Origin of the sequence: Pseudomonas sp. B8(2017) (assembly GCF_002113575.1) — a bacterium.
In the GTDB taxonomy this organism is placed as follows: domain Bacteria; phylum Pseudomonadota; class Gammaproteobacteria; order Pseudomonadales; family Pseudomonadaceae; genus Aquipseudomonas; species Aquipseudomonas putida_Z.
Window position 1 is genome coordinate 1 of sequence record NZ_NEIO01000013.1, and the last position, 23,722, is coordinate 23,722.

The 23,722-nt window shown below is 58.1% G+C and carries 21 protein-coding genes and 4 tRNA genes; all 25 read left to right on the top strand.

The features are described from left to right. The first annotated feature begins 363 nt into the window (after positions 1–363). Complete coding sequence (birA, locus tag CAG22_RS18040) at positions 364–1,323, top strand: bifunctional biotin--[acetyl-CoA-carboxylase] ligase/biotin operon repressor BirA (RefSeq protein ID WP_085592057.1); 960 nt, start codon at positions 364–366, stop codon at positions 1,321–1,323. Continuing rightward, positions 1,313–2,062 (top strand): pantothenate kinase, encoded by a 750-nt coding sequence (locus CAG22_RS18045; RefSeq protein WP_085705888.1) that lies wholly within the window; start codon positions 1,313–1,315, stop codon positions 2,060–2,062. The genes birA and CAG22_RS18045 overlap by 11 nt, the downstream gene beginning before the upstream one ends. A 7-nt stretch (positions 2,063–2,069) precedes the next feature. After that, positions 2,070–2,495, top strand: a complete 426-nt coding sequence (locus CAG22_RS18050; RefSeq protein ID WP_025337487.1) for a hypothetical protein — start codon at positions 2,070–2,072, stop codon at positions 2,493–2,495. A 152-nt stretch (positions 2,496–2,647) separates the two neighbouring features. Next, a tRNA-Tyr gene (locus CAG22_RS18055) sits at positions 2,648–2,731 on the top strand. Positions 2,732–2,755: 24 nt separating this feature from the next. Further along, positions 2,756–2,829: transfer RNA gene (locus CAG22_RS18060), tRNA-Gly, on the top strand. A gap of 29 nt (positions 2,830–2,858) precedes the next feature. Beyond that, positions 2,859–2,934 (top strand) — tRNA-Thr (locus tag CAG22_RS18065). 78 nt (positions 2,935–3,012) lie between these two features. After that, positions 3,013–4,206 carry an elongation factor Tu gene (gene tuf, locus CAG22_RS18070; protein WP_013970626.1) on the top strand — a complete coding sequence of 398 codons (1,194 nt, stop codon included), beginning with the start codon at positions 3,013–3,015 and terminating at the stop codon, positions 4,204–4,206. 54 nt (positions 4,207–4,260) lie between these two features. Further along, a tRNA-Trp gene (locus tag CAG22_RS18075) sits at positions 4,261–4,336 on the top strand. Positions 4,337–4,380: 44 nt separating this feature from the next. Next, positions 4,381–4,749 carry a preprotein translocase subunit SecE gene (gene secE, locus CAG22_RS18080; protein WP_003257081.1) on the top strand — a complete coding sequence of 123 codons (369 nt, stop codon included), beginning with the start codon at positions 4,381–4,383 and terminating at the stop codon, positions 4,747–4,749. Positions 4,750–4,758: 9 nt separating this feature from the next. Then, positions 4,759–5,292 carry a transcription termination/antitermination protein NusG gene (nusG, locus tag CAG22_RS18085; protein ID WP_003255501.1) on the top strand — a complete coding sequence of 178 codons (534 nt, stop codon included), beginning with the start codon at positions 4,759–4,761 and terminating at the stop codon, positions 5,290–5,292. Between the two features lie 119 nt (positions 5,293–5,411). Continuing rightward, positions 5,412–5,843 (top strand): 50S ribosomal protein L11, encoded by a 432-nt coding sequence (gene rplK, locus CAG22_RS18090; RefSeq protein ID WP_003255500.1) that lies wholly within the window; start codon positions 5,412–5,414, stop codon positions 5,841–5,843. Continuing rightward, on the top strand, positions 5,843–6,538 hold the full coding sequence (gene rplA, locus CAG22_RS18095; RefSeq protein WP_013970629.1) for a 50S ribosomal protein L1: 696 nt from the start codon (positions 5,843–5,845) through the stop codon (positions 6,536–6,538). Before rplK ends, rplA begins: the two co-directional genes overlap by 1 nt. A gap of 197 nt (positions 6,539–6,735) precedes the next feature. Beyond that, entirely contained in the window at positions 6,736–7,236 is a 501-nt protein-coding gene (gene rplJ / locus CAG22_RS18100; protein ID WP_003257082.1) for a 50S ribosomal protein L10, read from the top strand. 78 nt (positions 7,237–7,314) lie between these two features. After that, entirely contained in the window at positions 7,315–7,686 is a 372-nt protein-coding gene (rplL, locus tag CAG22_RS18105) for a 50S ribosomal protein L7/L12 (protein ID WP_013970630.1), read from the top strand. A gap of 220 nt (positions 7,687–7,906) precedes the next feature. Continuing rightward, positions 7,907–11,980, top strand: coding sequence for a DNA-directed RNA polymerase subunit beta (gene rpoB / locus CAG22_RS18110; RefSeq protein ID WP_013970631.1), 4,074 nt, complete (start codon positions 7,907–7,909; stop codon positions 11,978–11,980). Between the two features lie 64 nt (positions 11,981–12,044). Beyond that, complete coding sequence (rpoC, locus tag CAG22_RS18115) at positions 12,045–16,244, top strand: DNA-directed RNA polymerase subunit beta' (RefSeq protein WP_075044428.1); 4,200 nt, start codon at positions 12,045–12,047, stop codon at positions 16,242–16,244. A gap of 211 nt (positions 16,245–16,455) precedes the next feature. Then, complete coding sequence (gene rpsL / locus CAG22_RS18120) at positions 16,456–16,827, top strand: 30S ribosomal protein S12 (protein ID WP_003255492.1); 372 nt, start codon at positions 16,456–16,458, stop codon at positions 16,825–16,827. A gap of 106 nt (positions 16,828–16,933) precedes the next feature. Further along, positions 16,934–17,404, top strand: a complete 471-nt coding sequence (rpsG, locus tag CAG22_RS18125) for a 30S ribosomal protein S7 (RefSeq protein ID WP_003246741.1) — start codon at positions 16,934–16,936, stop codon at positions 17,402–17,404. Positions 17,405–17,434: 30 nt separating this feature from the next. Further along, positions 17,435–19,582 carry an elongation factor G gene (fusA, locus tag CAG22_RS18130; RefSeq protein WP_025337489.1) on the top strand — a complete coding sequence of 716 codons (2,148 nt, stop codon included), beginning with the start codon at positions 17,435–17,437 and terminating at the stop codon, positions 19,580–19,582. Positions 19,583–19,609: 27 nt separating this feature from the next. Further along, a complete protein-coding gene (gene tuf / locus CAG22_RS18135; protein ID WP_013970626.1) occupies positions 19,610–20,803 on the top strand; it encodes an elongation factor Tu in 1,194 nt (397 codons plus the stop codon). Positions 20,804–20,944: 141 nt separating this feature from the next. Next, positions 20,945–21,256 carry a 30S ribosomal protein S10 gene (gene rpsJ, locus CAG22_RS18140; RefSeq protein ID WP_003186070.1) on the top strand — a complete coding sequence of 104 codons (312 nt, stop codon included), beginning with the start codon at positions 20,945–20,947 and terminating at the stop codon, positions 21,254–21,256. Positions 21,257–21,336: 80 nt separating this feature from the next. Further along, positions 21,337–21,972, top strand: coding sequence for a 50S ribosomal protein L3 (rplC, locus tag CAG22_RS18145; RefSeq protein ID WP_003257089.1), 636 nt, complete (start codon positions 21,337–21,339; stop codon positions 21,970–21,972). Between the two features lie 12 nt (positions 21,973–21,984). Then, a complete protein-coding gene (gene rplD / locus CAG22_RS18150) occupies positions 21,985–22,587 on the top strand; it encodes a 50S ribosomal protein L4 (RefSeq protein WP_008089819.1) in 603 nt (200 codons plus the stop codon). Beyond that, positions 22,584–22,883, top strand: a complete 300-nt coding sequence (rplW, locus tag CAG22_RS18155; RefSeq protein WP_003255484.1) for a 50S ribosomal protein L23 — start codon at positions 22,584–22,586, stop codon at positions 22,881–22,883. Before rplD ends, rplW begins: the two co-directional genes overlap by 4 nt. Before the next feature lie 14 nt (positions 22,884–22,897). Further along, entirely contained in the window at positions 22,898–23,722 is an 825-nt protein-coding gene (rplB, locus tag CAG22_RS18160; RefSeq protein WP_015268750.1) for a 50S ribosomal protein L2, read from the top strand.

A 23,722-nucleotide genomic window follows, 5' to 3' on the forward strand; every position in this document is an offset into this window, starting at 1 on the left:
AACTCAGCAGTGAAACGATGCATCGCCGATGGTAGTGTGGGGTTTCCCCATGTGAGAGTAGGTCATCGTCAAGATTCATTTCGCAAAACCCCTATCTGCGCATGCAGGTAGGGGTTTTGTCTTTCTGGCCTAAACCCCAGACCTGCACAACCCTCCTCTGTGGGAGCGGGTTCACCCGCGAACACCGGCATAGCCGGTGCCATCCACCGCGTCGCCCGCTTCGCGGCTAAAGCCGCTCCCGCAGGTATGGCGCGGGTCCAGGGTATGCTGTGGAAGTGGCCTTCACCCCGCCGGCAGCCCTTTTCCTATGCAAGCCAACAGCCCATAGCTATCATGCCTGCCTTATTCCAAGTCGAGACTGGCATGCTGAAGTTGTTGAATCTCCTCAAGGATGGTCGGTTCCATTCCGGAGAAGCTCTGGGGTCGGCCCTCGGGGTAAGTCGCAGCGCCGTTTGGAAGCAGCTGCAGCACCTGGAGAGCGAACTGAACCTCACCATTCACAAGGTTCGTGGGCGCGGCTATCAGTTGGCGGCGCCACTGGCTTTGCTCGATGCGCAAGCGATTGCCGGGTTTGCTGAAGGCGAGCAGTGGCCCGTTTTCATCCACGAAACCATCGACTCGACAAATGCCGAAGGCCTGCGGCTCGCCGGGGAAGGGCAGACCGCTCCATTTCTGGTCCTGGCCGAGCGCCAGAGCGCCGGCCGTGGTCGTCGCGGTCGGCAGTGGGTCAGCCCGTTTGCCGAAAACCTCTATTACAGCCTGGTACTCCGTGTGGATGGCGGCATGCGCCAGCTCGAGGGCTTGAGCCTGGTGGTGGGGTTGGCGGTAATGCGTACCCTGCAGGCGTTTGGGGTTAAGGATGTGGGGCTCAAATGGCCCAACGATGTCCTCGTTCGCGGGCAGAAGATCACCGGTATCCTCCTGGAGTTGGTGGGTGACCCGGCAGATGTCTGTCATGTGGTGCTGGGTATCGGCATCAATGTGAACATGCAGGTCAACGATCAGGTCGACCAGGTGTGGACCTCGATGCGCCGCGAAGTAGGGGCGGCAGTCGACCGTAACCGGCTGGTAGCGTTGCTCAGTCAGCAATTGCAGCACGAATTGGCACGGCATCGTCGCTACGGGTTTGCCGCATTCCAGGAAGAATGGGAGCAGGCGCACCTCTGGCAGGGGCGCAATGTTTCTCTGGTTGCCGGTAGCACGCGTATTGATGGCGTGGTTCTTGGCGTCGACGGGCAGGGCGGCTTGCGCCTTGAGGTGGGCGGGGTGGAAAAGAGCTTCAGTGGTGGTGAGCTCAGTTTGAGGTTGCGTGATGATTCTTGAGCTCGATTGCGGTAACAGCTTCATCAAGTGGCGGGTAATCCACGTCGCTGATGCAGCGATTGAAAGCGGCGGTATCGTCGACTCCGATCAGGCGCTGGTGGCCGAAGTGGCTGCGCTGGCTTCGGTACGTCTGACCGGCTGCCGCATTGTAAGTGTGCGCAGTGAGGAAGAAACCGATGCGCTTTGCGCGCTGATTGCCCAGGCATTTGCCGTGCAAGCGCGCGTGGCGCACCCCGCCCAGGAAATGGCGGGTGTGCGCAATGGCTATGACGACTACCAGCGCCTGGGCATGGACCGTTGGTTGGCGGCGCTGGGAGCATTTCACCTGGCCAAGGGCGCTTGCCTGGTCATTGACCTGGGCACCGCTGCCAAAGCGGATTTCGTTGCGGCGGACGGTGAGCACCTGGGTGGCTACATCTGCCCGGGTATGCCATTGATGCGTAGCCAGTTGCGTACTCACACCCGGCGTATCCGTTATGACGATGCCTCGGCCGAGCGTGCATTGGCCAGCCTGGCGCCAGGTCGCTCGACGGTCGAGGCGGTCGAGCGCGGTTGCGTGTTGATGCTCCAGGGTTTTGCGCGTACCCAGCTCGAGCAGGCGCGTGTGTTGTGGGGGGACGATTTCACGGTGTTCCTCACAGGTGGCGATGCGCCGCTGGTTAGGGAGGCCGTGCCCCAGGCGCGTGTCGTGCCTGACCTGGTTTTCGTAGGCCTGGCTATGGCCTGCCCATTGGATTGAGGTGCCTATGCGTTGGTTGTTTCTGCTGTTACTGGTGCTCAACGTCTTCTATTACGTGTGGCACCAGCAGGAAGCCCCGCTGAAGGTCAAGGAAGTCGCGCCCCTGTCGCTGTACAAGGGGAATCAGCAAGAAATCCGCCTGTTGCGCGAAACGGGGGTGTCGGCGCCACCCAAGCGCCGGGATGAGTGCCTGGTGGTCGGTGGCGTGATGGGGCAGGGCCAGCTCGATGCACTGCGTCAGCGCCTGTTGAGCCTGGATATTGCCACGCTGCCGGTGGTGGGGCAGCTGCCAGGGGCGGATGGTCGTTGGCTCAAGGTTGCCCCGGAAAGCGAGCGTTTGCTGGACCAAACCGTGCTCGCGACTCTTTCCAACGATTTCAAAGACTTAAAACACAAAATTATTTTCTGCCAGGGTATTGCAACTGGCGAATAGCTTGATAGAATGGCGCCCGCTTCACAGGGAACACCACTCAGGTGGCAGAACTGGAAGCGGTGTCAAAGCAGCTAAGTTTCAGATTTGATTGAAAAAATTTGAAAAAACGCTTGACACTAGGACGGCAGACAAATAGAATGCCGGCCACATCTGGAGGGATTCCCGAGCGGTCAAAGGGGACGGACTGTAAATCCGTTGCGAGAGCTTCGAAGGTTCGAATCCTTCTCCCTCCACCAGTTTTAGCGAGAGCCGCAAGCTCCGCGGGTATAGTTTAGTGGTAGAACCTCAGCCTTCCAAGCTGATGATGCGGGTTCGATTCCCGCTACCCGCTCCAAGTTTGCTGGATTTTGCACAAAGTGTTTCGCTCTTGTAGCTCAGTTGGTAGAGCACACCCTTGGTAAGGGTGAGGTCAGCGGTTCAAGTCCGCTCAAGAGCTCCATATAAACAAGGCAGATATGAAAATATCTGCCTTTGTTTTATCAGCGCAAGACTATTTCTTCTGCGGAGGATTGTATCGATGGCTAAGGAAAAGTTTGATCGTTCCCTTCCCCACGTTAACGTCGGCACTATCGGCCACGTTGACCACGGTAAGACCACTCTGACCGCAGCTCTGACTCGCGTCTGCTCCGAAGTTTTCGGTTCGGCAGTCGTTGAGTTCGACAAGATCGACTCGGCTCCGGAAGAAAAAGCGCGCGGTATCACCATCAACACCGCTCACGTCGAGTACAACTCGAACATTCGTCACTACGCTCACGTTGACTGCCCAGGTCACGCTGACTACGTGAAGAACATGATCACCGGTGCTGCCCAGATGGACGGCGCGATCCTGGTTTGCTCGGCCGCCGATGGTCCGATGCCACAAACCCGTGAGCACATCCTGCTGTCCCGTCAGGTAGGCGTTCCTTACATCGTGGTCTTCCTGAACAAGGCTGACCTGGTAGACGACGCTGAGCTGCTGGAACTGGTCGAGATGGAAGTTCGCGACCTGCTGTCCACCTACGACTTCCCAGGCGACGACACCCCGATCATCATCGGTTCGGCTCGTATGGCCCTGGAAGGCAAAGACGACAACGAAATGGGTACTACCGCTGTCAAGAAGCTGGTAGAAACTCTGGATGCCTACATCCCTGAGCCAGTTCGTGCCGTTGATCAGCCGTTCCTGATGCCGATCGAAGACGTATTCTCGATCTCGGGTCGTGGTACCGTTGTTACCGGTCGTATCGAGCGTGGTATCGTCCGCGTTCAGGATCCGCTGGAAATCGTTGGTCTGCGTGATACCACCACCACCACCTGCACCGGTGTTGAGATGTTCCGCAAGCTGCTGGACGAAGGTCGTGCTGGCGAGAACTGCGGCGTTCTGCTGCGTGGTACCAAGCGTGACGACGTTGAGCGTGGCCAGGTTCTGGTCAAGCCAGGTTCGGTCAAGCCGCACACCAAGTTCACCGCAGAAGTCTATGTTCTGTCGAAGGAAGAAGGCGGTCGTCACACTCCGTTCTTCAAAGGCTACCGTCCTCAGTTCTACTTCCGTACCACTGACGTGACCGGTAACTGCGAACTGCCGGAAGGCGTTGAAATGGTAATGCCAGGTGACAACATTCAGATGACTGTCACCCTGATCAAGACCATCGCAATGGAAGACGGTCTGCGCTTCGCTATCCGTGAAGGCGGTCGTACCGTCGGCGCCGGCGTCGTAGCAAAAATTATTGAATAAGTAGTTGATTTACTTGATCAGGCCGGTATAATGGCCGGCCTGATACAGCGTTACAGGTCAGTAGCTCAATTGGCAGAGCGACGGTCTCCAAAACCGTAGGTTGGGGGTTCGATTCCCTCCTGACCTGCCATTTCACCTCGGTGTGATGGCTTTCTTCTCACAGGATCCTCCTCGATGACTCCCAAAACTGAAGCCCAAGAATCGCGTTTTGATCTGTTCAAGTGGCTGGCTGTAGTGGCTTTGGTGGTTGTCGGCGTAGTGGGTAACCAGTATTACTCCGCCTCCCCGATCCTGTATCGCGTCCTTGCACTTCTCGTCCTGGCTGCTGTCGCGGGCTTTGTAGCTCTGCAGACTGCGAAGGGCAAGTCGTTCTTTGCGCTGGCGAAGGAAGCTCGTACCGAGATTCGTAAAGTCGTGTGGCCGACCCGCCAGGAAACCACCCAGACCACGCTGATTGTCGTGGCTGTCGTGCTGGTTATGGCACTGCTGCTGTGGGGTCTTGATTCCCTGCTCGGCTGGGCGGTCTCCTTGATCGTTGGCTAAAGGTGTCCCGTGGCTAAGCGTTGGTATGTTGTGCATGCTTACTCGGGTTACGAGAAGCATGTAATGCGCTCCCTGATCGAGCGCGTCAAGCTGGCTGGCATGGAAGACGGTTTCGGCGAGATCCTGGTCCCGACCGAAGAAGTCGTCGAAATGCGCAACGGCCAGAAGCGCAAGAGTGAGCGTAAATTCTTCCCTGGCTATGTACTGGTCCAGATGGAGATGAACGAAGGGACTTGGCACTTGGTCAAGGACACCCCTCGTGTGATGGGCTTTATTGGTGGCACCGCAGACAAGCCTGCGCCGATCACCGATAAAGAAGCAGAGGCTATCCTGCGTCGCGTTGCCGACGGTAGCGACAAGCCGAAGCCGAAGACGCTGTTCGAGCCGGGTGAAGTGGTTCGAGTCATTGACGGTCCGTTCGCTGACTTCAATGGTAGTGTCGAAGAGGTTAACTACGAAAAGAGTCGCCTGCAGGTAGCGGTGCTCATTTTCGGTCGCTCTACTCCGGTGGAGCTCGAGTTCAGCCAGGTCGAAAAGGTCTAGGCGGACGAAGCATCCCATACCCCGCAGCCCTGTGTGCTGCGGGGTTTTGTCGTCACTGGGATAAAACGCAAGTCATCCGGGGAGCCAACAGGCGTTCGTACCCGATTTTGGAGTAGCTCATGGCTAAGAAGATTCAGGCTTACATCAAGCTGCAAGTTAAGGCCGGCCAGGCCAACCCAAGCCCACCCGTTGGTCCAGCACTGGGTCAACACGGTGTGAACATCATGGAATTCTGCAAGGCCTTCAACGCCCGTACCCAGGGTCAAGAAGCCGGCCTGCCGACTCCTGTGATCATCACTGTCTACAGCGACCGTAGCTTCACCTTCGAGACCAAGAGCACCCCTGCCTCGGTTCTGCTGAAGAAAGCTGCTGGCCTGACCAGTGGTTCGGCTCGCCCGAACACCGTTAAAGTCGGTACCGTTACCCGTGCTCAGCTGGAAGACATCGCCAAAGCTAAACAGGCTGATCTGACTGCCGCTGACCTGGACGCTGCTGTACGCACCATCGCTGGCTCTGCCCGCAGCATGGGCCTGAACGTGGAGGGTGTGTAATGGCTAAGCTGACCAAACGCCAAAAGGCAATCGCCGAGAAAATCGAAGCAGGCAAGGCCTACAACTTCGAAGAAGCGGCCACTCTGCTGGCTTCGCTGCCGGCTGCCAAGTTCGTAGAATCCTACGACATCGCCGTTAACCTCGGTGTTGACCCGCGTAAATCCGACCAGGTCGTACGCAGCGCTACCGTGCTGCCGCACGGCACTGGCAAGACCGTTCGCGTTGCTGTCTTCACCCAGGGTCCAGCTGCTGAAGCCGCTCTGGCTGCCGGCGCTGACCGCGTAGGCATGGACGATCTGGCTGCCGAAATGAAAGGCGGCGACCTGAACTATGACGTCGTTATCGCATCGCCTGATGCCATGCGCGTTGTAGGTCAGCTGGGTCAGGTTCTGGGTCCTCGCGGCCTGATGCCTAACCCGAAAGTTGGTACCGTGACCCCAGACGTAGCCGGCGCCGTCAAGAACGCCAAGGCTGGTCAGGTTCGCTACCGTACCGACAAGAACGGTATCATCCACACCTCCGTTGGCAAGGTCGGCTTCGAAGCCGGCAAGCTGAAGGAAAACGTTGAAGCCCTGATCGCTGATCTGAAGCGTATCAAGCCAGCTTCCTCGAAAGGTATCTACGTCAAGCGCGTTACCCTGAGCACCACCATGGGCCCAGGTCTGGTCATCGATCAGAGCTCGCTGAACGTGTAAGAACATGGTGGCGCGACCTGTCGCGCCACCAGCAAAAATTGGGGTCCCTGCCTGGCGGGGGCTATCCAAGACCGTAGGCGGCGCAAGCCTTAAAACACCAGCCCACGCAGATGGTGCTCCCGATTCGTTACCGAATCAGACACCAAAACGACATCCGGCTCCGGCCAGATGAAACGGTAAAAACCAGGAGTAAACCCGTGGCAATTAAACTCGAAGACAAGAAGGCCATCGTCGCTGAAGTCAACGAGGCTGCCAAAGTCGCTCTGTCCGCTGTCGTGGCTGATGCCCGTGGTGTGACTGTAGGCGCAATGACCGGACTCCGTAAAGAGGCCCGCGAAGCTGGCGTTTACGTACGTGTCGTACGTAACACCCTGCTGAAGCGCGCTGTTGAAGGCACCGAATTCTCGATCCTCAACGACGCGTTCAAAGGCCCGACCCTGATTGCTTTCTCCAACGAACACCCGGGCGCTGCTGCTCGTCTGTTCAAAGAGTTCGCCAAGGGTCAGGACAAGTTCGAGATCAAGGCAGCTGCGTTTGACGGCAAGTTCCTTGCCGCTAACCAGATCGACGTGCTGGCAACCCTGCCAACTCGCGACGAGGCTATCGCACAGCTGATGAGCGTAATCCAAGGTGCAACCAGCAAGCTGGCTCGTACCCTGGCAGCTCTGCGCGACCAGAAAGAAGCTGCTGCTGCCTAAGGCACGCGCAACTCTTTCAAAATCATACGTTTAATTTGATGGCTGCGTAGGCTGTCACCCCAATACAGGATTGAAGTCATGTCTCTGACTAACGAGCAAATCATCGAAGCAATCGGCCAGAAAACTGTTCTGGAAATTGTTGAACTGATCAAAGCGATGGAAGAAACCTTCGGCGTTACCGCTGCTGCCGCTGTTGCCGCTGGCCCAGCCGCTGGCGCTGCTGCCGCTGTTGAAGAACAGACCGAGTTCAACGTCGTTCTGACCGAAGCTGGCGACAAGAAAGTAAACGTGATCAAGGCCGTTCGTGAACTGACCGGTCTGGGCCTGAAAGAAGCCAAAGAGAAAGTCGACGGCGCTCCTCAGGTTATCGCTGAAGGCGTTTCGAAAGAAGCCGCTGAAGACGCGAAGAAGAAGCTGGAAGAAGCTGGCGCTAAAGTCGAGCTGAAGTAATCTCGACCTTGCGACTCCAGTCCGAGCGTTGAGCGAAGGGCTGATGGCTGGTGGCTTATGCCACCGGCCTTTTTCCGTTATTGGTGGCCGGTCAGGCCGGCCCCGATAACAAGCTGCAAGACACCCATGTGGGTGGCGCAAACCAAGGGGTTTGCACGATTTTCTGGCTGCTCCCGCCGGGAGAAGCCAAACAAGCAGGTGACCAAGCTGGGGAACGCTGATGGCTTACTCATACACTGAGAAAAAACGTATCCGCAAGGACTTTAGCAAGTTGCCGGACGTCATGGATGTGCCTTACCTCCTGGCCATCCAGCTGGATTCGTATCGCGAATTCCTGCAAGCGGGAGCATCCAAGGATCAGTTCCGCGACGTCGGCCTGCACGCGGCCTTCAAATCGGTATTCCCGATCATCAGCTACTCCGGCAATGCTGCCCTGGAGTACGTAGGCTATCGCCTGGGCGAACCCGCCTTCGATGTGAAGGAATGTGTCCTGCGTGGCGTGACCTTCGCGGTCCCACTGCGGGTCAAGGTGCGCCTGATCATCTTCGACAAGGAATCGTCGAACAAAGCGATCAAGGACATCAAAGAGCAAGAAGTCTACATGGGTGAAATCCCCCTGATGACTGAGAACGGTACCTTCGTTATCAACGGTACCGAGCGTGTGATCGTTTCCCAGCTGCACCGTTCGCCTGGTGTGTTCTTCGACCACGACCGTGGCAAGACTCACAGCTCCGGCAAGCTGCTGTACTCCGCTCGCATCATCCCTTACCGCGGCTCCTGGCTGGACTTCGAGTTCGACCCGAAGGACTGCGTGTTCGTACGTATCGACCGTCGCCGCAAACTGCCGGCCTCGGTGCTGCTGCGTGCCCTGGGTTACAGCACTGAAGAAGTGCTGAACACCTTCTACACCACCAACGTGTTCCACATTTCCGGCGAGAAACTCAGCCTGGAACTGGTACCGCAGCGTCTGCGTGGTGAGGTTGCAGTCATGGATATCCATGACGAAACCGGCAAAGTCATCGTCGAGCAGGGCCGCCGTATTACCGCGCGCCACATCAACCAGCTCGAGAAGGCCGGCGTCAAGCAGCTGGACGTTCCTATGGAATACGTCCTGGGCCGCACTACCGCCAAGGCCATCGTGCATCCGGCTACCGGCGAGATCCTGGCCGAATGCAACACCGAGATGACCACCGAACTGCTGATCAAGGTCGCCAAGGCACAGGTTGTCCGTATCGAGACCCTGTACACCAACGACATCGATTGCGGTCCGTTCATCTCCGATACCCTGAAGATCGACACCACCAGCAACCAGCTGGAAGCCCTGGTCGAGATCTACCGCATGATGCGTCCTGGCGAGCCGCCAACCAAGGATGCTGCCGAGACCCTGTTCAACAACCTGTTCTTCAGCGCCGAGCGTTACGACCTGTCCGCCGTTGGCCGCATGAAGTTCAACCGTCGTATCGGTCGTACCGAGATCGAAGGTTCGGGCGTGCTGAGCAAGGAAGATATCGTCGAGGTTCTGAAGACCCTGGTCGACATCCGTAACGGCAAAGGCATCGTCGACGACATCGACCACCTGGGTAACCGTCGCGTACGTTGCGTCGGCGAGATGGCCGAGAACCAGTTCCGCGTTGGCCTGGTGCGTGTCGAGCGCGCGGTCAAGGAACGCCTGTCGATGGCGGAAAGCGAAGGCCTGATGCCGCAAGACCTGATCAACGCCAAGCCGGTTGCGGCGGCGGTGAAAGAGTTCTTCGGTTCCAGCCAGCTGTCCCAGTTCATGGACCAGAACAACCCACTCTCCGAGATTACCCACAAGCGCCGCGTCTCCGCACTCGGCCCAGGTGGTCTGACCCGTGAGCGTGCCGGCTTCGAAGTCCGTGACGTACACCCGACCCACTACGGCCGTGTGTGCCCGATCGAGACCCCTGAAGGTCCGAACATCGGTCTGATCAACTCCCTGGCTGCCTATGCCCGCACCAACCAGTACGGTTTCCTGGAAAGCCCGTACCGTGTGGTGAAGGAAGGTGTGGTCAGCGACGACATCGTGTTCCTGTCGGCCATTGAAGAAGCGGATCACGTCATCGCCCAGGCTTCGGCCGCGATGAACGAGAAGAAGCAACTGATCGATGAGCTGGTAGCTGTTCGTCACCTGAACGAATTCACCGTCAAGGCGCCGGAAGACGTCACCCTGATGGACGTTTCACCGAAGCAGGTTGTTTCCGTCGCTGCGTCGCTGATTCCGTTCCTCGAGCACGACGACGCCAACCGTGCATTGATGGGTTCGAACATGCAGCGTCAGGCTGTACCGACCCTGCGCGCCGACAAGCCGCTGGTAGGTACCGGCATGGAGCGCAACGTTGCCCGTGACTCCGGTGTCTGCGTGGTTGCTCGCCGCGGTGGCGTGATCGACTCGGTCGACGCCAGCCGTATCGTTGTTCGCGTTGCTGACGACGAAGTTGAAACCGGCGAAGCAGGTGTGGATATCTACAACCTGACCAAGTACACCCGTTCGAACCAGAACACCTGCATCAACCAGCGTCCGCTGGTGAGCAAGGGTGACAAGGTTCAGCGTGGCGACATCATGGCCGACGGCCCGTCCACCGACATGGGTGAACTGGCACTGGGTCAGAACATGCGCATCGCGTTCATGGCGTGGAACGGCTTCAACTTCGAAGACTCCATCTGCCTGTCCGAGCGTGTGGTTCAGGAAGACCGCTTCACCACCATCCACATCCAGGAACTGACCTGTGTGGCGCGTGACACCAAGCTTGGCCCAGAGGAAATCACTGCGGACATCCCGAACGTGGGTGAAGCTGCACTGAACAAGCTGGACGAAGCCGGTATCGTCTACGTGGGTGCCGAAGTCGGCGCTGGCGACATCCTGGTCGGCAAGGTAACGCCAAAAGGCGAAACCCAGCTGACTCCGGAAGAAAAACTGCTGCGCGCAATCTTCGGTGAGAAGGCCAGCGACGTTAAGGACACCTCCCTGCGCGTGCCAACCGGCACCAAGGGTACCGTCATCGACGTACAGGTCTTCACCCGTGATGGCGTCGAGCGCGACAGCCGCGCCCTGGCCATCGAGAAGATGCAGCTGGACGAGATCCGCAAGGACCTCAACGAAGAGTTCCGCATCGTCGAAGGTGCAACCTTCGAGCGTCTGCGTTCTGCCCTGAACGGCCAGGTGGTCGACGGTGGCGCGGGCCTGAAGAAAGGCACCGTGATCACTGACGAAGTACTGGACGGTCTGGAGCACGGCCAGTGGTTCAAACTGCGCATGGCCGAAGATGCACTGAACGAGCAGCTGGAAAAGGCTCAGCAGTACATCGTCGATCGTCGCCGTCTGCTGGACGACAAGTTCGAAGACAAGAAGCGCAAGCTGCAGCAGGGTGATGACCTGGCACCGGGCGTACTAAAGATCGTCAAGGTTTACCTGGCAATCCGCCGTCGCATCCAGCCGGGTGACAAGATGGCCGGTCGTCACGGTAACAAGGGTGTCGTCTCGGTAATCATGCCGGTCGAAGACATGCCGCACGACGCCAACGGTACTCCGGTCGATGTCGTACTGAACCCGCTGGGTGTACCTTCGCGTATGAACGTCGGTCAGATCCTCGAAACCCACCTGGGCCTGGCGGCCAAAGGTCTGGGCGAGAAGATCGACCGCATGATCGAAGAGCAGCGCAAGGCCGCTGAACTGCGCGTGTTCCTGACCGAGGTCTACAACGAGATCGGCGGTCGTCAGGAAAACCTGGACGAGTTCACCGACGAAGAGATCCTGGCCCTGGCCCACAACCTGAAGAAGGGCGTGCCAATGGCTACCCCGGTCTTCGACGGTGCCAAGGAGCGCGAGATCAAGGCCATGCTGAAGCTGGCCGACCTGCCAGAGAGCGGCCAGATGGTGCTGTTCGATGGCCGTACCGGCAACAAGTTCGAGCGTCCTGTGACCGTTGGTTACATGTACATGCTCAAGCTGAACCACTTGGTGGACGACAAGATGCACGCGCGTTCCACTGGTTCCTACAGCCTGGTTACCCAGCAGCCGTTGGGTGGTAAGGCGCAGTTCGGTGGTCAGCGTTTCGGGGAGATGGAAGTGTGGGCGCTGGAAGCATACGGCGCGGCATACACCCTGCAAGAAATGCTCACAGTGAAGTCGGACGACGTGAACGGCCGTACCAAGATGTACAAGAACATCGTGGATGGCGATCACCGTATGGAGCCGGGCATGCCCGAGTCCTTCAACGTGTTGATCAAAGAGATCCGTTCGCTCGGTATCGATATCGATCTGGAAACCGAATAACACGTGACGCGAAGGGGAGTGGGGCAGGTAATGCCCGCTCCCTGCTCCGCCAGGAGGAAAGGCCTTGAAAGACCTACTGAATTTGCTGAAAAACCAGGGTCAAGTCGAAGAGTTCGACGCCATCCGCATCGGTCTGGCGTCGCCTGAAATGATCCGTTCGTGGTCGTTCGGTGAAGTTAAGAAGCCGGAAACCATCAACTACCGTACGTTCAAGCCTGAGCGTGACGGCCTGTTCTGCGCCAAGATCTTTGGCCCAGTCAAGGACTACGAGTGCCTGTGCGGCAAGTACAAGCGCCTCAAGCACCGCGGCGTGATCTGCGAGAAGTGTGGCGTTGAAGTTGCCCTGGCAAAAGTTCGTCGTGAGCGCATGGCGCACATCGAACTGGCCTCGCCGGTTGCCCACATCTGGTTCCTGAAGTCGCTGCCGTCCCGTATCGGCCTGCTGATGGACATGACCCTGCGTGACATCGAGCGCGTGCTCTACTTCGAGAGCTACGTCGTTATCGACCCGGGCATGACCACCCTGGAAAAAGGCCAGCTGCTGAACGACGAGCAGTACTTCGAAGCGCTGGAAGAGTTCGGTGATGACTTCGACGCCCGCATGGGTGCCGAGGCTGTCCGCGAGCTGCTGCACGCTATCGACCTGGAGCACGAGATTGGTCGCCTGCGCGAAGAGATTCCGCAGACCAACTCGGAAACCAAGATCAAGAAGCTGTCCAAGCGCCTGAAGCTGATGGAAGCGTTCCAGGGTTCGGGCAACCTGCCTGAGTGGATGGTCCTGACCGTCCTGCCAGTGCTGCCGCCGGACCTGCGTCCGCTGGTACCGCTGGATGGCGGCCGCTTCGCGACCTCCGACCTGAACGACCTGTATCGTCGGGTGATCAACCGTAACAACCGTCTGAAGCGCCTGCTGGATCTGTCGGCGCCGGACATCATCGTGCGCAACGAAAAGCGCATGCTGCAGGAAGCGGTCGACGCCCTGCTGGACAACGGCCGTCGCGGTCGCGCCATCACTGGCTCGAACAAGCGTCCGCTGAAGTCCCTGGCCGACATGATCAAAGGTAAGCAAGGTCGCTTCCGTCAGAACCTGCTCGGTAAGCGTGTGGACTACTCTGGCCGTTCGGTAATTACCGTAGGCCCGACCCTGCGTCTGCACCAGTGCGGTCTGCCGAAGAAGATGGCCCTCGAGCTGTTCAAGCCGTTCATTTTCGGCAAGCTGGAAATGCGTGGTCTGGCGACCACCATCAAGGCTGCCAAGAAGATGGTCGAGCGCGAGCTGCCAGAGGTGTGGGACGTGCTCGCGGAGGTGATCCGCGAACACCCCGTGCTGCTCAACCGTGCACCGACCCTGCACCGTCTGGGTATCCAGGCATTTGAACCGGTTCTGATCGAAGGTAAGGCTATCCAGCTGCACCCGCTGGTCTGTGCCGCGTACAACGCCGACTTCGACGGTGACCAGATGGCCGTTCACGTGCCGCTGACCCTGGAAGCCCAGCTCGAAGCGCGCGCGCTGATGATGTCGACCAACAACATCCTGTCGCCAGCCAACGGTGAGCCAATCATCGTTCCGTCGCAGGACGTGGTACTGGGTCTGTACTACATGACCCGTGAGGCCATCAACGCCAAGGGCGAAGGTCGCGTGTTCGCCGACCTGCAGGAAGTCGACCGCGTATTCCGCGCCGGCGAGGCTGCCCTGCACGCGAAAATCAAGGTTCGTATCAACGAAACCGTGAAAGAGCGTGACGGTTCCGTGGTCAAGAACACCCGCATCGTCGACACCACCGTCGGCCGTGCGCTGCTGTTCCAGGTTGTACCGGCAGGCCTGCCGTACGACGTGGTCAACCAGCCGATGAAGAAGAAGGCGATCTCCAAGCTGATCAACCAGTGCTACCGCGTGGTTGGTCTGAAAGAGACCGTAATCTTCGCTGACCAGCTGATGTACACCGGTTTCGCGTACTCGACCATTTCCGGCGTTTCGATCGGTGTTAACGACTTCGTTATCCCGGACGAGAAAGCTCGCATCATCGGTACCGCTACCGACGAAGTGAAGGAAATCGAGAGCCAGTACGCCTCCGGCCTGGTAACCCAGGGCGAGAAGTACAACAAGGTCATCGACTTGTGGTCGAAGGCGAACGACGAAGTGTCCAAGGCGATGATGGCCAACCTCTCGAAAGAGAAGGTCATTGACCGCGAAGGCAAGGAAGTCGAGCAAGAGTCCTTCAACTCGATGTACATGATGGCTGACTCCGGTGCGCGGGGTTCCGCAGCCCAGATCCGTCAGCTGGCCGGTATGCGTGGCCTGATGGCCAAGCCGGACGGCTCCATCATCGAGACGCCGATCACTGCGAACTTCCGTGAAGGTCTGAGCGTTCTGCAGTACTTCATTTCGACCCACGGTGCTCGTAAGGGTCTGGCGGATACCGCACTGAAGACTGCGAACTCCGGTTACCTGACTCGTCGTCTGGTAGACGTTGCCCAGGATCTGGTGGTTACCGAGATCGACTGCGGTACCGACCAGGGTCTGCTGATGACTCCGCACATCGAAGGCGGCGACGTTGTAGAGCCGCTGGGTGAGCGTGTACTGGGTCGTGTTATCGCCCGTGACGTGTTCAAGCCAGGCACCGAGGACGTCATCGTTCCGGCCGGTACCCTGGTCGACGAGAAGTGGGTCGAGTTCATCGAGCTGAACAGCATCGACGAAGTGATCGTGCGTTCGCCGATCAACTGCGAAACCCGCTACGGCATTTGCGCCAAGTGCTACGGCCGTGACCTGGCTCGCGGTCACCAGGTGAACATCGGTGAAGCTGTCGGCGTTATCGCCGCCCAGTCGATCGGTGAGCCGGGTACCCAGCTGACCATGCGTACGTTCCACATCGGTGGTGCTGCAAGCCGTACTTCGGCTGCCGACAGCGTCCAGGTGAAGAACGGCGGTATGGTGCGTCTGCACAACCTCAAGCAGGTTGAGCGTGCCGATGGCAACCTGGTTGCCGTATCGCGTTCGGGTGAGTTGGCCATCGCCGACGAATTTGGCCGTGAGCGTGAGCGTTACAAGCTGCCTTACGGTGCGGTGATTTCGGTCAAGGAAGGTGACAAGGTCGAAGCTGGCGCCATCGTCGCCAAGTGGGACCCGCACACCCACCCGATCGTTACCGAGCTGAAAGGTACCGTGACCTTCGTGGGCATGGAAGAAAACATCACCATCAAGCGTCAGACCGATGAGCTGACCGGCTTGACCAACATTGAAGTACTGGACGTCAAGGATCGCCCTGCCGCAGGCAAGGAAATCCGTCCGGCAATCAAGATGGTCGACGCCGCTGGCAAGGACCTGTACCTGCCAGGTACCGACGTACCTGCCCAGTACTTCCTGCCGGCTAACGCCCTCGTCGGCGTGGCTGACGGTGCTCAGATCGGTGTTGGTGACGTTATCGCGCGTATCCCGCAAGAAACGTCGAAGACCCGTGACATCACCGGTGGTCTGCCGCGTGTTGCCGACCTGTTCGAAGCGCGCCGTCCGAAAGAGGCCTCGATTCTGGCTGAAGTCAGCGGCACCATCGCGTTCGGCAAGGAGACCAAAGGCAAGCGTCGTCTGGTCATCACCCCGACCGACGGTAGCGATCCGTACGAAGAGCTGATTCCGAAGTGGCGCCACCTGAACGTCTTCGAAGGCGAACAGGTAAACCGCGGCGAAGTTATCTCCGACGGCCCGAGCGATCCGCACGACATCCTGCGTCTGCTGGGTGTGAGCGCGCTGGCGAAGTACATCGTCAACGAGATCCAGGACGTTTATCGTCTGCAAGGCGTTAAGATCAACGACAAGCACATCGAGACCATCCTGCGTCAGATGCTGCGCAAGGTCGAGATCTCCGAGTCGGGCGATTCCAGCTTCATCAAGGGCGACCAGATGGAACTGACCCAGGTACTGGTAGAGAACGAGCGTCTCGCCGCCGAGGACAAGTTCATCTCCAAGTTCACCCGCGTGCTGCTGGGTATCACCAAGGCCTCGCTGTCGACCGAGTCGTTCATCTCCGCGGCTTCCTTCCAGGAAACCACCCGCGTACTGACCGAAGCGGCGGTAACCGGCAAGCGCGACTACCTGCGCGGCCTGAAAGAGAACGTGGTCGTGGGTCGTCTGATCCCGGCCGGTACTGGTCTGGCCTACCACAGCGAGCGTAAGCGTCGCCGTGATGCCGACAAGCCGCTGCGTGTGAGCGCCAGTGAGGTGGAAGCCGCACTGACCGAAGCGCTGAACTCCAGCGGTAATTAAGTACAGGGCAGGGCCCCGGCAAGCCCCGAGCGATCAGCGGCGACATGAAATGTTGCCGATGATCGGGCGGGGAGGGCCGGGGCCTCGTCTTGACTGGGTGCAAGATCCTCTTTAGACTTTTGTACCCTTAAATTTGGTGAGGCTCCGTCTCGCCAATTTTTGGCTTTCTTGCAAGACAATAGAGTCGCAAGACAATCAGTGGAGCTAGTAGATGGCAACTATCAACCAGCTGGTACGTCAGCCGCGTAAGCGTTCGGTCGAGAAGTCCGACGTTCCTGCGCTGCAGAACTGCCCGCAGCGTCGTGGCGTGTGCACCCGCGTGTACACCACCACGCCGAAAAAACCTAACTCGGCACTGCGTAAAGTATGCCGTGTGCGTCTGACCAACGGTTTCGAGGTTTCCTCGTACATCGGTGGTGAAGGCCACAACCTGCAAGAGCACAGCGTCGTCCTGATCCGTGGCGGCCGTGTAAAAGACTTGCCAGGTGTTCGTTACCACACCGTTCGCGGCTCTCTGGATACTTCGGGCGTTAAAGGCCGTAACCAGGGTCGTTCGAAGTACGGTACCAAGCGTCCGAAGTAATCGGTCGTTTGCAGACATCCATTTTTTTGAGTCGATAAGAGTAAGGTCGGGCGTAGGTCGAATGACCTGGTCCCGGGCTAACCTGAAGACCGTTTGAGGGCTTATCATGCCAAGACGTCGTGTAGCAGCAAAACGTGAGATCCTTGACGATCCGAAGTACGGATCCCAGATCCTCGCCAAGTTCATGAACCACGTGATGGAAAGCGGCAAGAAGGCCGTAGCCGAGCGCATCGTTTACGGTGCCCTGGATACCGTCAAAGCACGCAAGAACAGCGACCCCCTGGAAATCTTCGAGAAAGCTCTCGACGCCATCGCTCCGCTGGTCGAAGTTAAGTCCCGCCGTGTCGGCGGTGCCACTTACCAGGTTCCGGTTGAAGTTCGTCCATCCCGTCGTAACGCTCTGGCAATGCGCTGGCTCGTAGACTACGCCCGCAAGCGCGGCGAGAAGTCGATGGCTCTGCGCCTGGCCGGCGAGCTGCTGGATGCTGCTGAAGGCAAGGGTGCTGCAGTCAAGAAGCGTGAAGACGTGCACCGTATGGCTGAGGCCAACAAAGCGTTCTCGCACTACCGCTTCTAATTCAAGCATCAATCATTTTGCGAGGGCTTTATGGCTCGTACTACAGCAATTAACCGCTACCGTAACATCGGTATCTGCGCCCACGTTGACGCGGGCAAGACTACCACTACCGAGCGGATCCTGTTCTACACAGGTCTGAGCCACAAGATGGGCGAGGTGCACGACGGCGCCGCGACCACCGACTGGATGGTGCAGGAGCAGGAGCGCGGTATCACCATTACCTCCGCTGCCGTTACCACCTTCTGGAAAGGTTCCCGTGGTCAGTACGACAACTACCGCGTAAACGTCATCGATACCCCCGGCCACGTTGACTTCACCATTGAAGTAGAGCGTTCGCTGCGTGTACTCGACGGCGCGGTCGTTGTGTTCTGCGGTACCTCCGGCGTTGAGCCGCAGTCCGAAACCGTATGGCGTCAGGCCAACAAGTACGGCGTTCCACGTGTTGTATACGTGAACAAGATGGACCGTGCTGGTGCCAACTTCCTGCGCGTTGTCGGCCAGATCAAGAACCGCCTGGGTCACACCCCGGTTCCGGTCCAGCTGGCTATCGGTGCAGAAGACGACTTCCAGGGTCAGGTCGACCTGATCAAGATGAAAGCCATCTACTGGAACGAAGACGACAAGGGCACCACCTACCGCGAGGAAGAAATTCCTGCGGATATGGTCGAGCTGGCTAACGAGTGGCGCAACAACATGGTTGAAGCCGCCGCCGAAGCCAACGAAGAGCTGATGAACAAGTACCTTGAAGAAGGTGAGCTGACCGTCGAGGAAATCAAGGCAGGCCTGCGCGCGCGCACCCTGGCCAGCGAGATCGTTCCGGCTGTCTGCGGTTCGTCGTTCAAGAACAAGGGCGTTCCCCTGGTTCTCGACGCTGTGATCGACTTCCTGCCTGCTCCGACCGAAATCCCGGCGATCAAGGGTATCCACCCTGACCTGATCGACGTGCCGAAGGACGAAGTCAAGCCAGAGCAGTTCGACGAGCGTCACGCTGACGACAACGAGCCGTTCTCGGCTCTGGCGTTCAAGATTGCCACCGACCCGTTCGTTGGTACTCTGACCTTCGTTCGCGTTTACTCGGGCTTCCTGACCTCCGGTGACTCCGTCATCAACTCGGTCAAGGGCAAGAAAGAGCGCGTTGGTCGTATGGTGCAGATGCACGCCAACCAGCGTGAAGAGATCAAAGAAGTACGTGCGGGCGACATCGCCGCTCTGATCGGCATGAAGGACGTCACCACTGGTGACACCCTGTGCAACGCCGACAAGCCGATCATCCTCGAGCGTATGGACTTCCCAGAGCCTGTGATTTCGCTCTCCGTAGAGCCGAAAACCAAGGCTGACCAGGAGAAGATGGGTATCGCACTGGGCAAGCTGGCTCAGGAAGACCCGTCGTTCCGCGTCAAGACCGACGAAGAAACTGGTCAGACCATCATCTCCGGTATGGGTGAGCTGCACCTGGACATCCTCGTTGACCGCATGAAGCGCGAGTTCAACGTCGAAGCCAACATCGGCAAGCCGCAGGTTTCGTACCGCGAGAAGATCACCAAGTCCAACGTCGAGATCGAAGGCAAATTCGTTCGTCAGTCGGGCGGTCGTGGTCAGTTCGGTCACTGCTGGATCCGTTTCTCGGAGCCGGATCAGGACGACAAGGGCAACATCACCGAAGGTCTGGTGTTTGCCAACGAAGTCGTTGGTGGTGTGATTCCTAAGGAATACATCCCTGCGATCCAGAAGGGTATCGAAGAGCAGATGAAGAACGGCGTTGTTGCCGGCTATCCTCTGATCGGCCTGAAGGCCGCGGTATTCGACGGTTCGTACCACGACGTCGACTCCAACGAAATGGCGTTCAAGATCGCTGCTTCGATGGCAACCAAGCAGCTGGCCCAGAAGGGCGGTGGCGTGGTTCTCGAGCCGATCATGAAGGTCGAAGTTGTAACCCCGGAAGACTACCTGGGTGACGTGATGGGTGACCTGAACCGTCGTCGTGGTCTGGTCCAGGGTATGGATGAGTCGGTCTCTGGCCGTGTCGTCCGCGCTGAAGTTCCGCTCGGAGAAATGTTCGGTTACGCAACCGACGTTCGTTCCATGTCTCAGGGTCGCGCAAGCTACTCCATGGAATTCTCCAAATACGCCGAAGCTCCGTCGAACATCGTCGAAGCACTCGTTAAAAAACAAGGCTAATCCCCTTTAGGCAAGAGGTTCACTGTCGTGGCTAAAGAAAAATTTGATCGTTCCCTTCCCCACGTTAACGTCGGCACCATCGGCCACGTTGACCACGGTAAGACCACTCTGACCGCAGCTCTGACTCGCGTCTGCTCCGAAGTTTTCGGTTCGGCAGTCGTTGAGTTCGACAAGATCGACTCGGCTCCGGAAGAAAAAGCGCGCGGTATCACCATCAACACCGCTCACGTCGAGTACAACTCGAACATTCGTCACTACGCTCACGTTGACTGCCCAGGTCACGCTGACTACGTGAAGAACATGATCACCGGTGCTGCCCAGATGGACGGCGCGATCCTGGTTTGCTCGGCCGCCGATGGTCCGATGCCACAAACCCGTGAGCACATCCTGCTGTCCCGTCAGGTAGGCGTTCCTTACATCGTGGTCTTCCTGAACAAGGCTGACCTGGTAGACGACGCTGAGCTGCTGGAACTGGTCGAGATGGAAGTTCGCGACCTGCTGTCCACCTACGACTTCCCAGGCGACGACACCCCGATCATCATCGGTTCGGCTCGTATGGCCCTGGAAGGCAAAGACGACAACGAAATGGGTACTACCGCTGTCAAGAAGCTGGTAGAAACTCTGGATGCCTACATCCCTGAGCCAGTTCGTGCCGTTGATCAGCCGTTCCTGATGCCGATCGAAGACGTATTCTCGATCTCGGGTCGTGGTACCGTTGTTACCGGTCGTATCGAGCGTGGTATCGTCCGCGTTCAGGATCCGCTGGAAATCGTTGGTCTGCGTGACACCACCACCACCACCTGCACCGGTGTTGAGATGTTCCGCAAGCTGCTGGACGAAGGTCGTGCTGGCGAGAACTGCGGCGTTCTGCTGCGTGGTACCAAGCGTGACGACGTTGAGCGTGGCCAGGTTCTGGTCAAGCCAGGTTCGGTCAAGCCGCACACCAAGTTCACCGCAGAAGTCTATGTTCTGTCGAAGGAAGAAGGCGGTCGTCACACTCCGTTCTTCAAAGGCTACCGTCCTCAGTTCTACTTCCGTACCACTGACGTGACCGGTAACTGCGAACTGCCGGAAGGCGTTGAAATGGTAATGCCAGGTGACAACATTCAGATGACTGTCACCCTGATCAAGACCATCGCAATGGAAGACGGTCTGCGCTTCGCTATCCGTGAAGGCGGTCGTACCGTCGGCGCCGGCGTCGTAGCCAAAATCATCGAGTAATCACTCGACCGATTGAAAAAACCCCCGCTCAGCGGGGGTTTTTTTTATTGGGTTGACACTAAATTGGGGCGTCTATAGAATCACGCCTCCTTTTAGCGGGCGTAGTGCGTCCGTTGGGAACAGCCTGGAGTCTGAAATCCAATGCAAAATCAGCAAATCCGTATCAGGTTGAAGGCTTTCGACCATCGCCTGATCGACCAATCCACCCAGGAAATCGTGGAAACCGCGAAACGTACTGGTGCACAAGTGCGTGGTCCAATTCCACTGCCTACCCGCAAAGAGCGTTTCACCGTTCTGGTCTCCCCGCACGTCAACAAAGACGCGCGTGACCAGTACGAGATTCGCACTCATAAGCGTGTTCTGGACATCGTCCAGCCAACGGATAAAACCGTTGACGCGCTGATGAAGCTTGATCTGGCGGCAGGTGTGGAAGTACAGATCAGCCTCGGCTAAGACTTCGGTCTGGTCGTGTAACGCTCTGAAATGGGCGGCCATAGCGGGTGAAAGCCCCGTACACTCATGAGGTTTACAACATGACTATTGGTGTAATCGGTCGCAAGTGCGGTATGACCCGCATTTTCACCGAAGAAGGTGTCTCCATTCCGGTCACGGTCATCGAGATCGAGCCGAATCGTGTCACCCAGTTCAAAACTGAAGAAACCGATGGCTACCGTGCAGTGCAAGTCACTGTCGGCGAGCGTCGTGCTTCGCGTGTGACTGCCGCTCAGGCAGGTCACTTCGCCAAGGCCAACGTTGCCGCTGGTCGCGGTGTCTGGGAGTTCCGTCTTGAAGAAGGCGATTTCCAGGCTGGCGATCTGATCAAAGCTGAACTCTTCACTGCAGGCCAGCTGGTAGACGTTACTGGTCAGTCCAAAGGTAAAGGCTTCGCCGGTACCATCAAGCGCTGGAACTTCCGTGGCCAGGACAACACCCACGGTAACTCCGTGTCGCACCGTGTCCCAGGTTCCATCGGCCAGTGCCAGACTCCTGGTCGTGTGTTCAAGGGCAAGAAAATGTCCGGTCACATGGGCGCCGAGCGCGTGACTGTTCAGTCCCTGGAAGTAGTTCGCGTAGACGCTGAGCGCAACCTGCTGCTGGTCAAGGGTGCCGTTCCAGGCGCTACTGGCGGCGACGTGGTTGTACGTCCAGCTGTCAAGGCTCGCGGTTAAGGGGAAACTGACATGCAACTCAATGTAAATGACGCTCAGGCGATCGAAGTTTCCGAACTGACTTTCGGTGGCGAATTCAACGAGACGCTGGTACACCAAGCAGTCGTGGCCTACATGGCCGGCGGCCGTCAGGGCACCAAGCAGCAGAAGACCCGTTCCGACGTGGCTGGTGGCGGTAAGCGCCCATGGCGTCAGAAGGGTACTGGCCGTGCTCGTGCTGGTACCACTCGTGGTCCGATCTGGCGTGGCGGTGGTGTAACCTTCGCAGCTCGCCCTCAAGATCACTCGCAGAAGCTCAACAAGAAGATGTATCGCGCAGCCCTGCGCTCCATCCTCGCTGAGCTGGTGCGTAGCGACCGTCTGGTCGTGGTTCAGGACTTCGCTGTTGAAGCACCGAAAACCAAAGATCTGCTGAACAAGCTGAACGGCATGGGTCTGAACGACGTACTGATCGTTTCCGACGCTGTTGATCAGAACCTGTACCTGGCTGCTCGCAACCTGCCGCACGTCGACGTACGTGACGTACAAGGTTCCGACCCGGTCAGTCTGATCGCATACGAGAAAGTGTTGATCACTGTCTCGGCCGTGAAGAAATTCGAGGAGCTGCTGGGATGAACCAGGAACGCGTATTCAAAGTCCTCCTTGGCCCGCACGTTTCCGAGAAGGCTACCGTTCTGGCTGAGAAAAAAGGCCAGTTCGTATTCAAGGTTGCTACCGATGCAACCAAGCTGGAAATCAAGAAAGCTGTCGAAGGCCTGTTCAACGTAAAAGTTGAAAACGTGTCGACTGTTAACGTTCTGGGTAAAACCAAGCGTACCGCACGTGGTCTGGGCAAGCGTAATGACTGGAAGAAGGCGATCGTCTCCCTTCAGCCAGGCCAAGATCTCGATTTCAGCAGCAGTGCTGAGTAAGGAAGGGGTGCATCATGGCAATCGTTAAATGCAAACCGACTTCCCCTGGCCGCCGTTTCGTGGTCAAGGTGGTCAACCAGGAGCTGCACAAAGGCGCTCCTCACGCACCGCTGATCGAGAAGAAATCGAAGTCTGGTGGTCGTAACAACAATGGCCGCATCACCACTCGTCACGTTGGTGGTGGTCATAAGCAGCATTACCGTCTGGTCGACTTCCGTCGCAACGACAAAGATGGCATCCCAGCCACTGTCGAGCGTATCGAATACGACCCGAACCGTACTGCTCACATCGCCCTGCTGTGCTACGCAGACGGTGAGCGTCGCTACATCATCGCCCCTAAAGGCGTGAGCGCTGGCGACCAGCTGATCGCAGGTGCCCTGGCCCCAATCAAGGCCGGTAACTCCCTGCAGCTGCGCAATATCCCAGTAGGTAGCACCATTCACGGCATCGAACTGAAGCCGGGTAAAGGTGCTCAGATCGCTCGTTCCGCTGGTGCTTCGGCTCAGCTGATCGCTCGTGAAGGCGTCTACGTGACTCTGCGTCTGCGTTCCGGTGAGATGCGTAAAGTACTGGCTGAGTGCCGTGCGACCCTGGGCGAAGTCTCGAACTCCGAGCACAGCCTGCGTTCGCTGGGTAAAGCTGGTGCCAAACGCTGGCGCGGCGTTCGCCCAACCGTTCGTGGTGTTGCCATGAACCCGGTTGACCACCCACATGGTGGTGGTGAAGGTCGTACCTCCGGTGGTCGTCATCCGGTATCGCCATGGGGCTTCCCAACCAAGGGTGCGAAGACCCGTGGTAATAAGCGTACCGACAACATGATCGTCCGTCGTCGCAAGTAA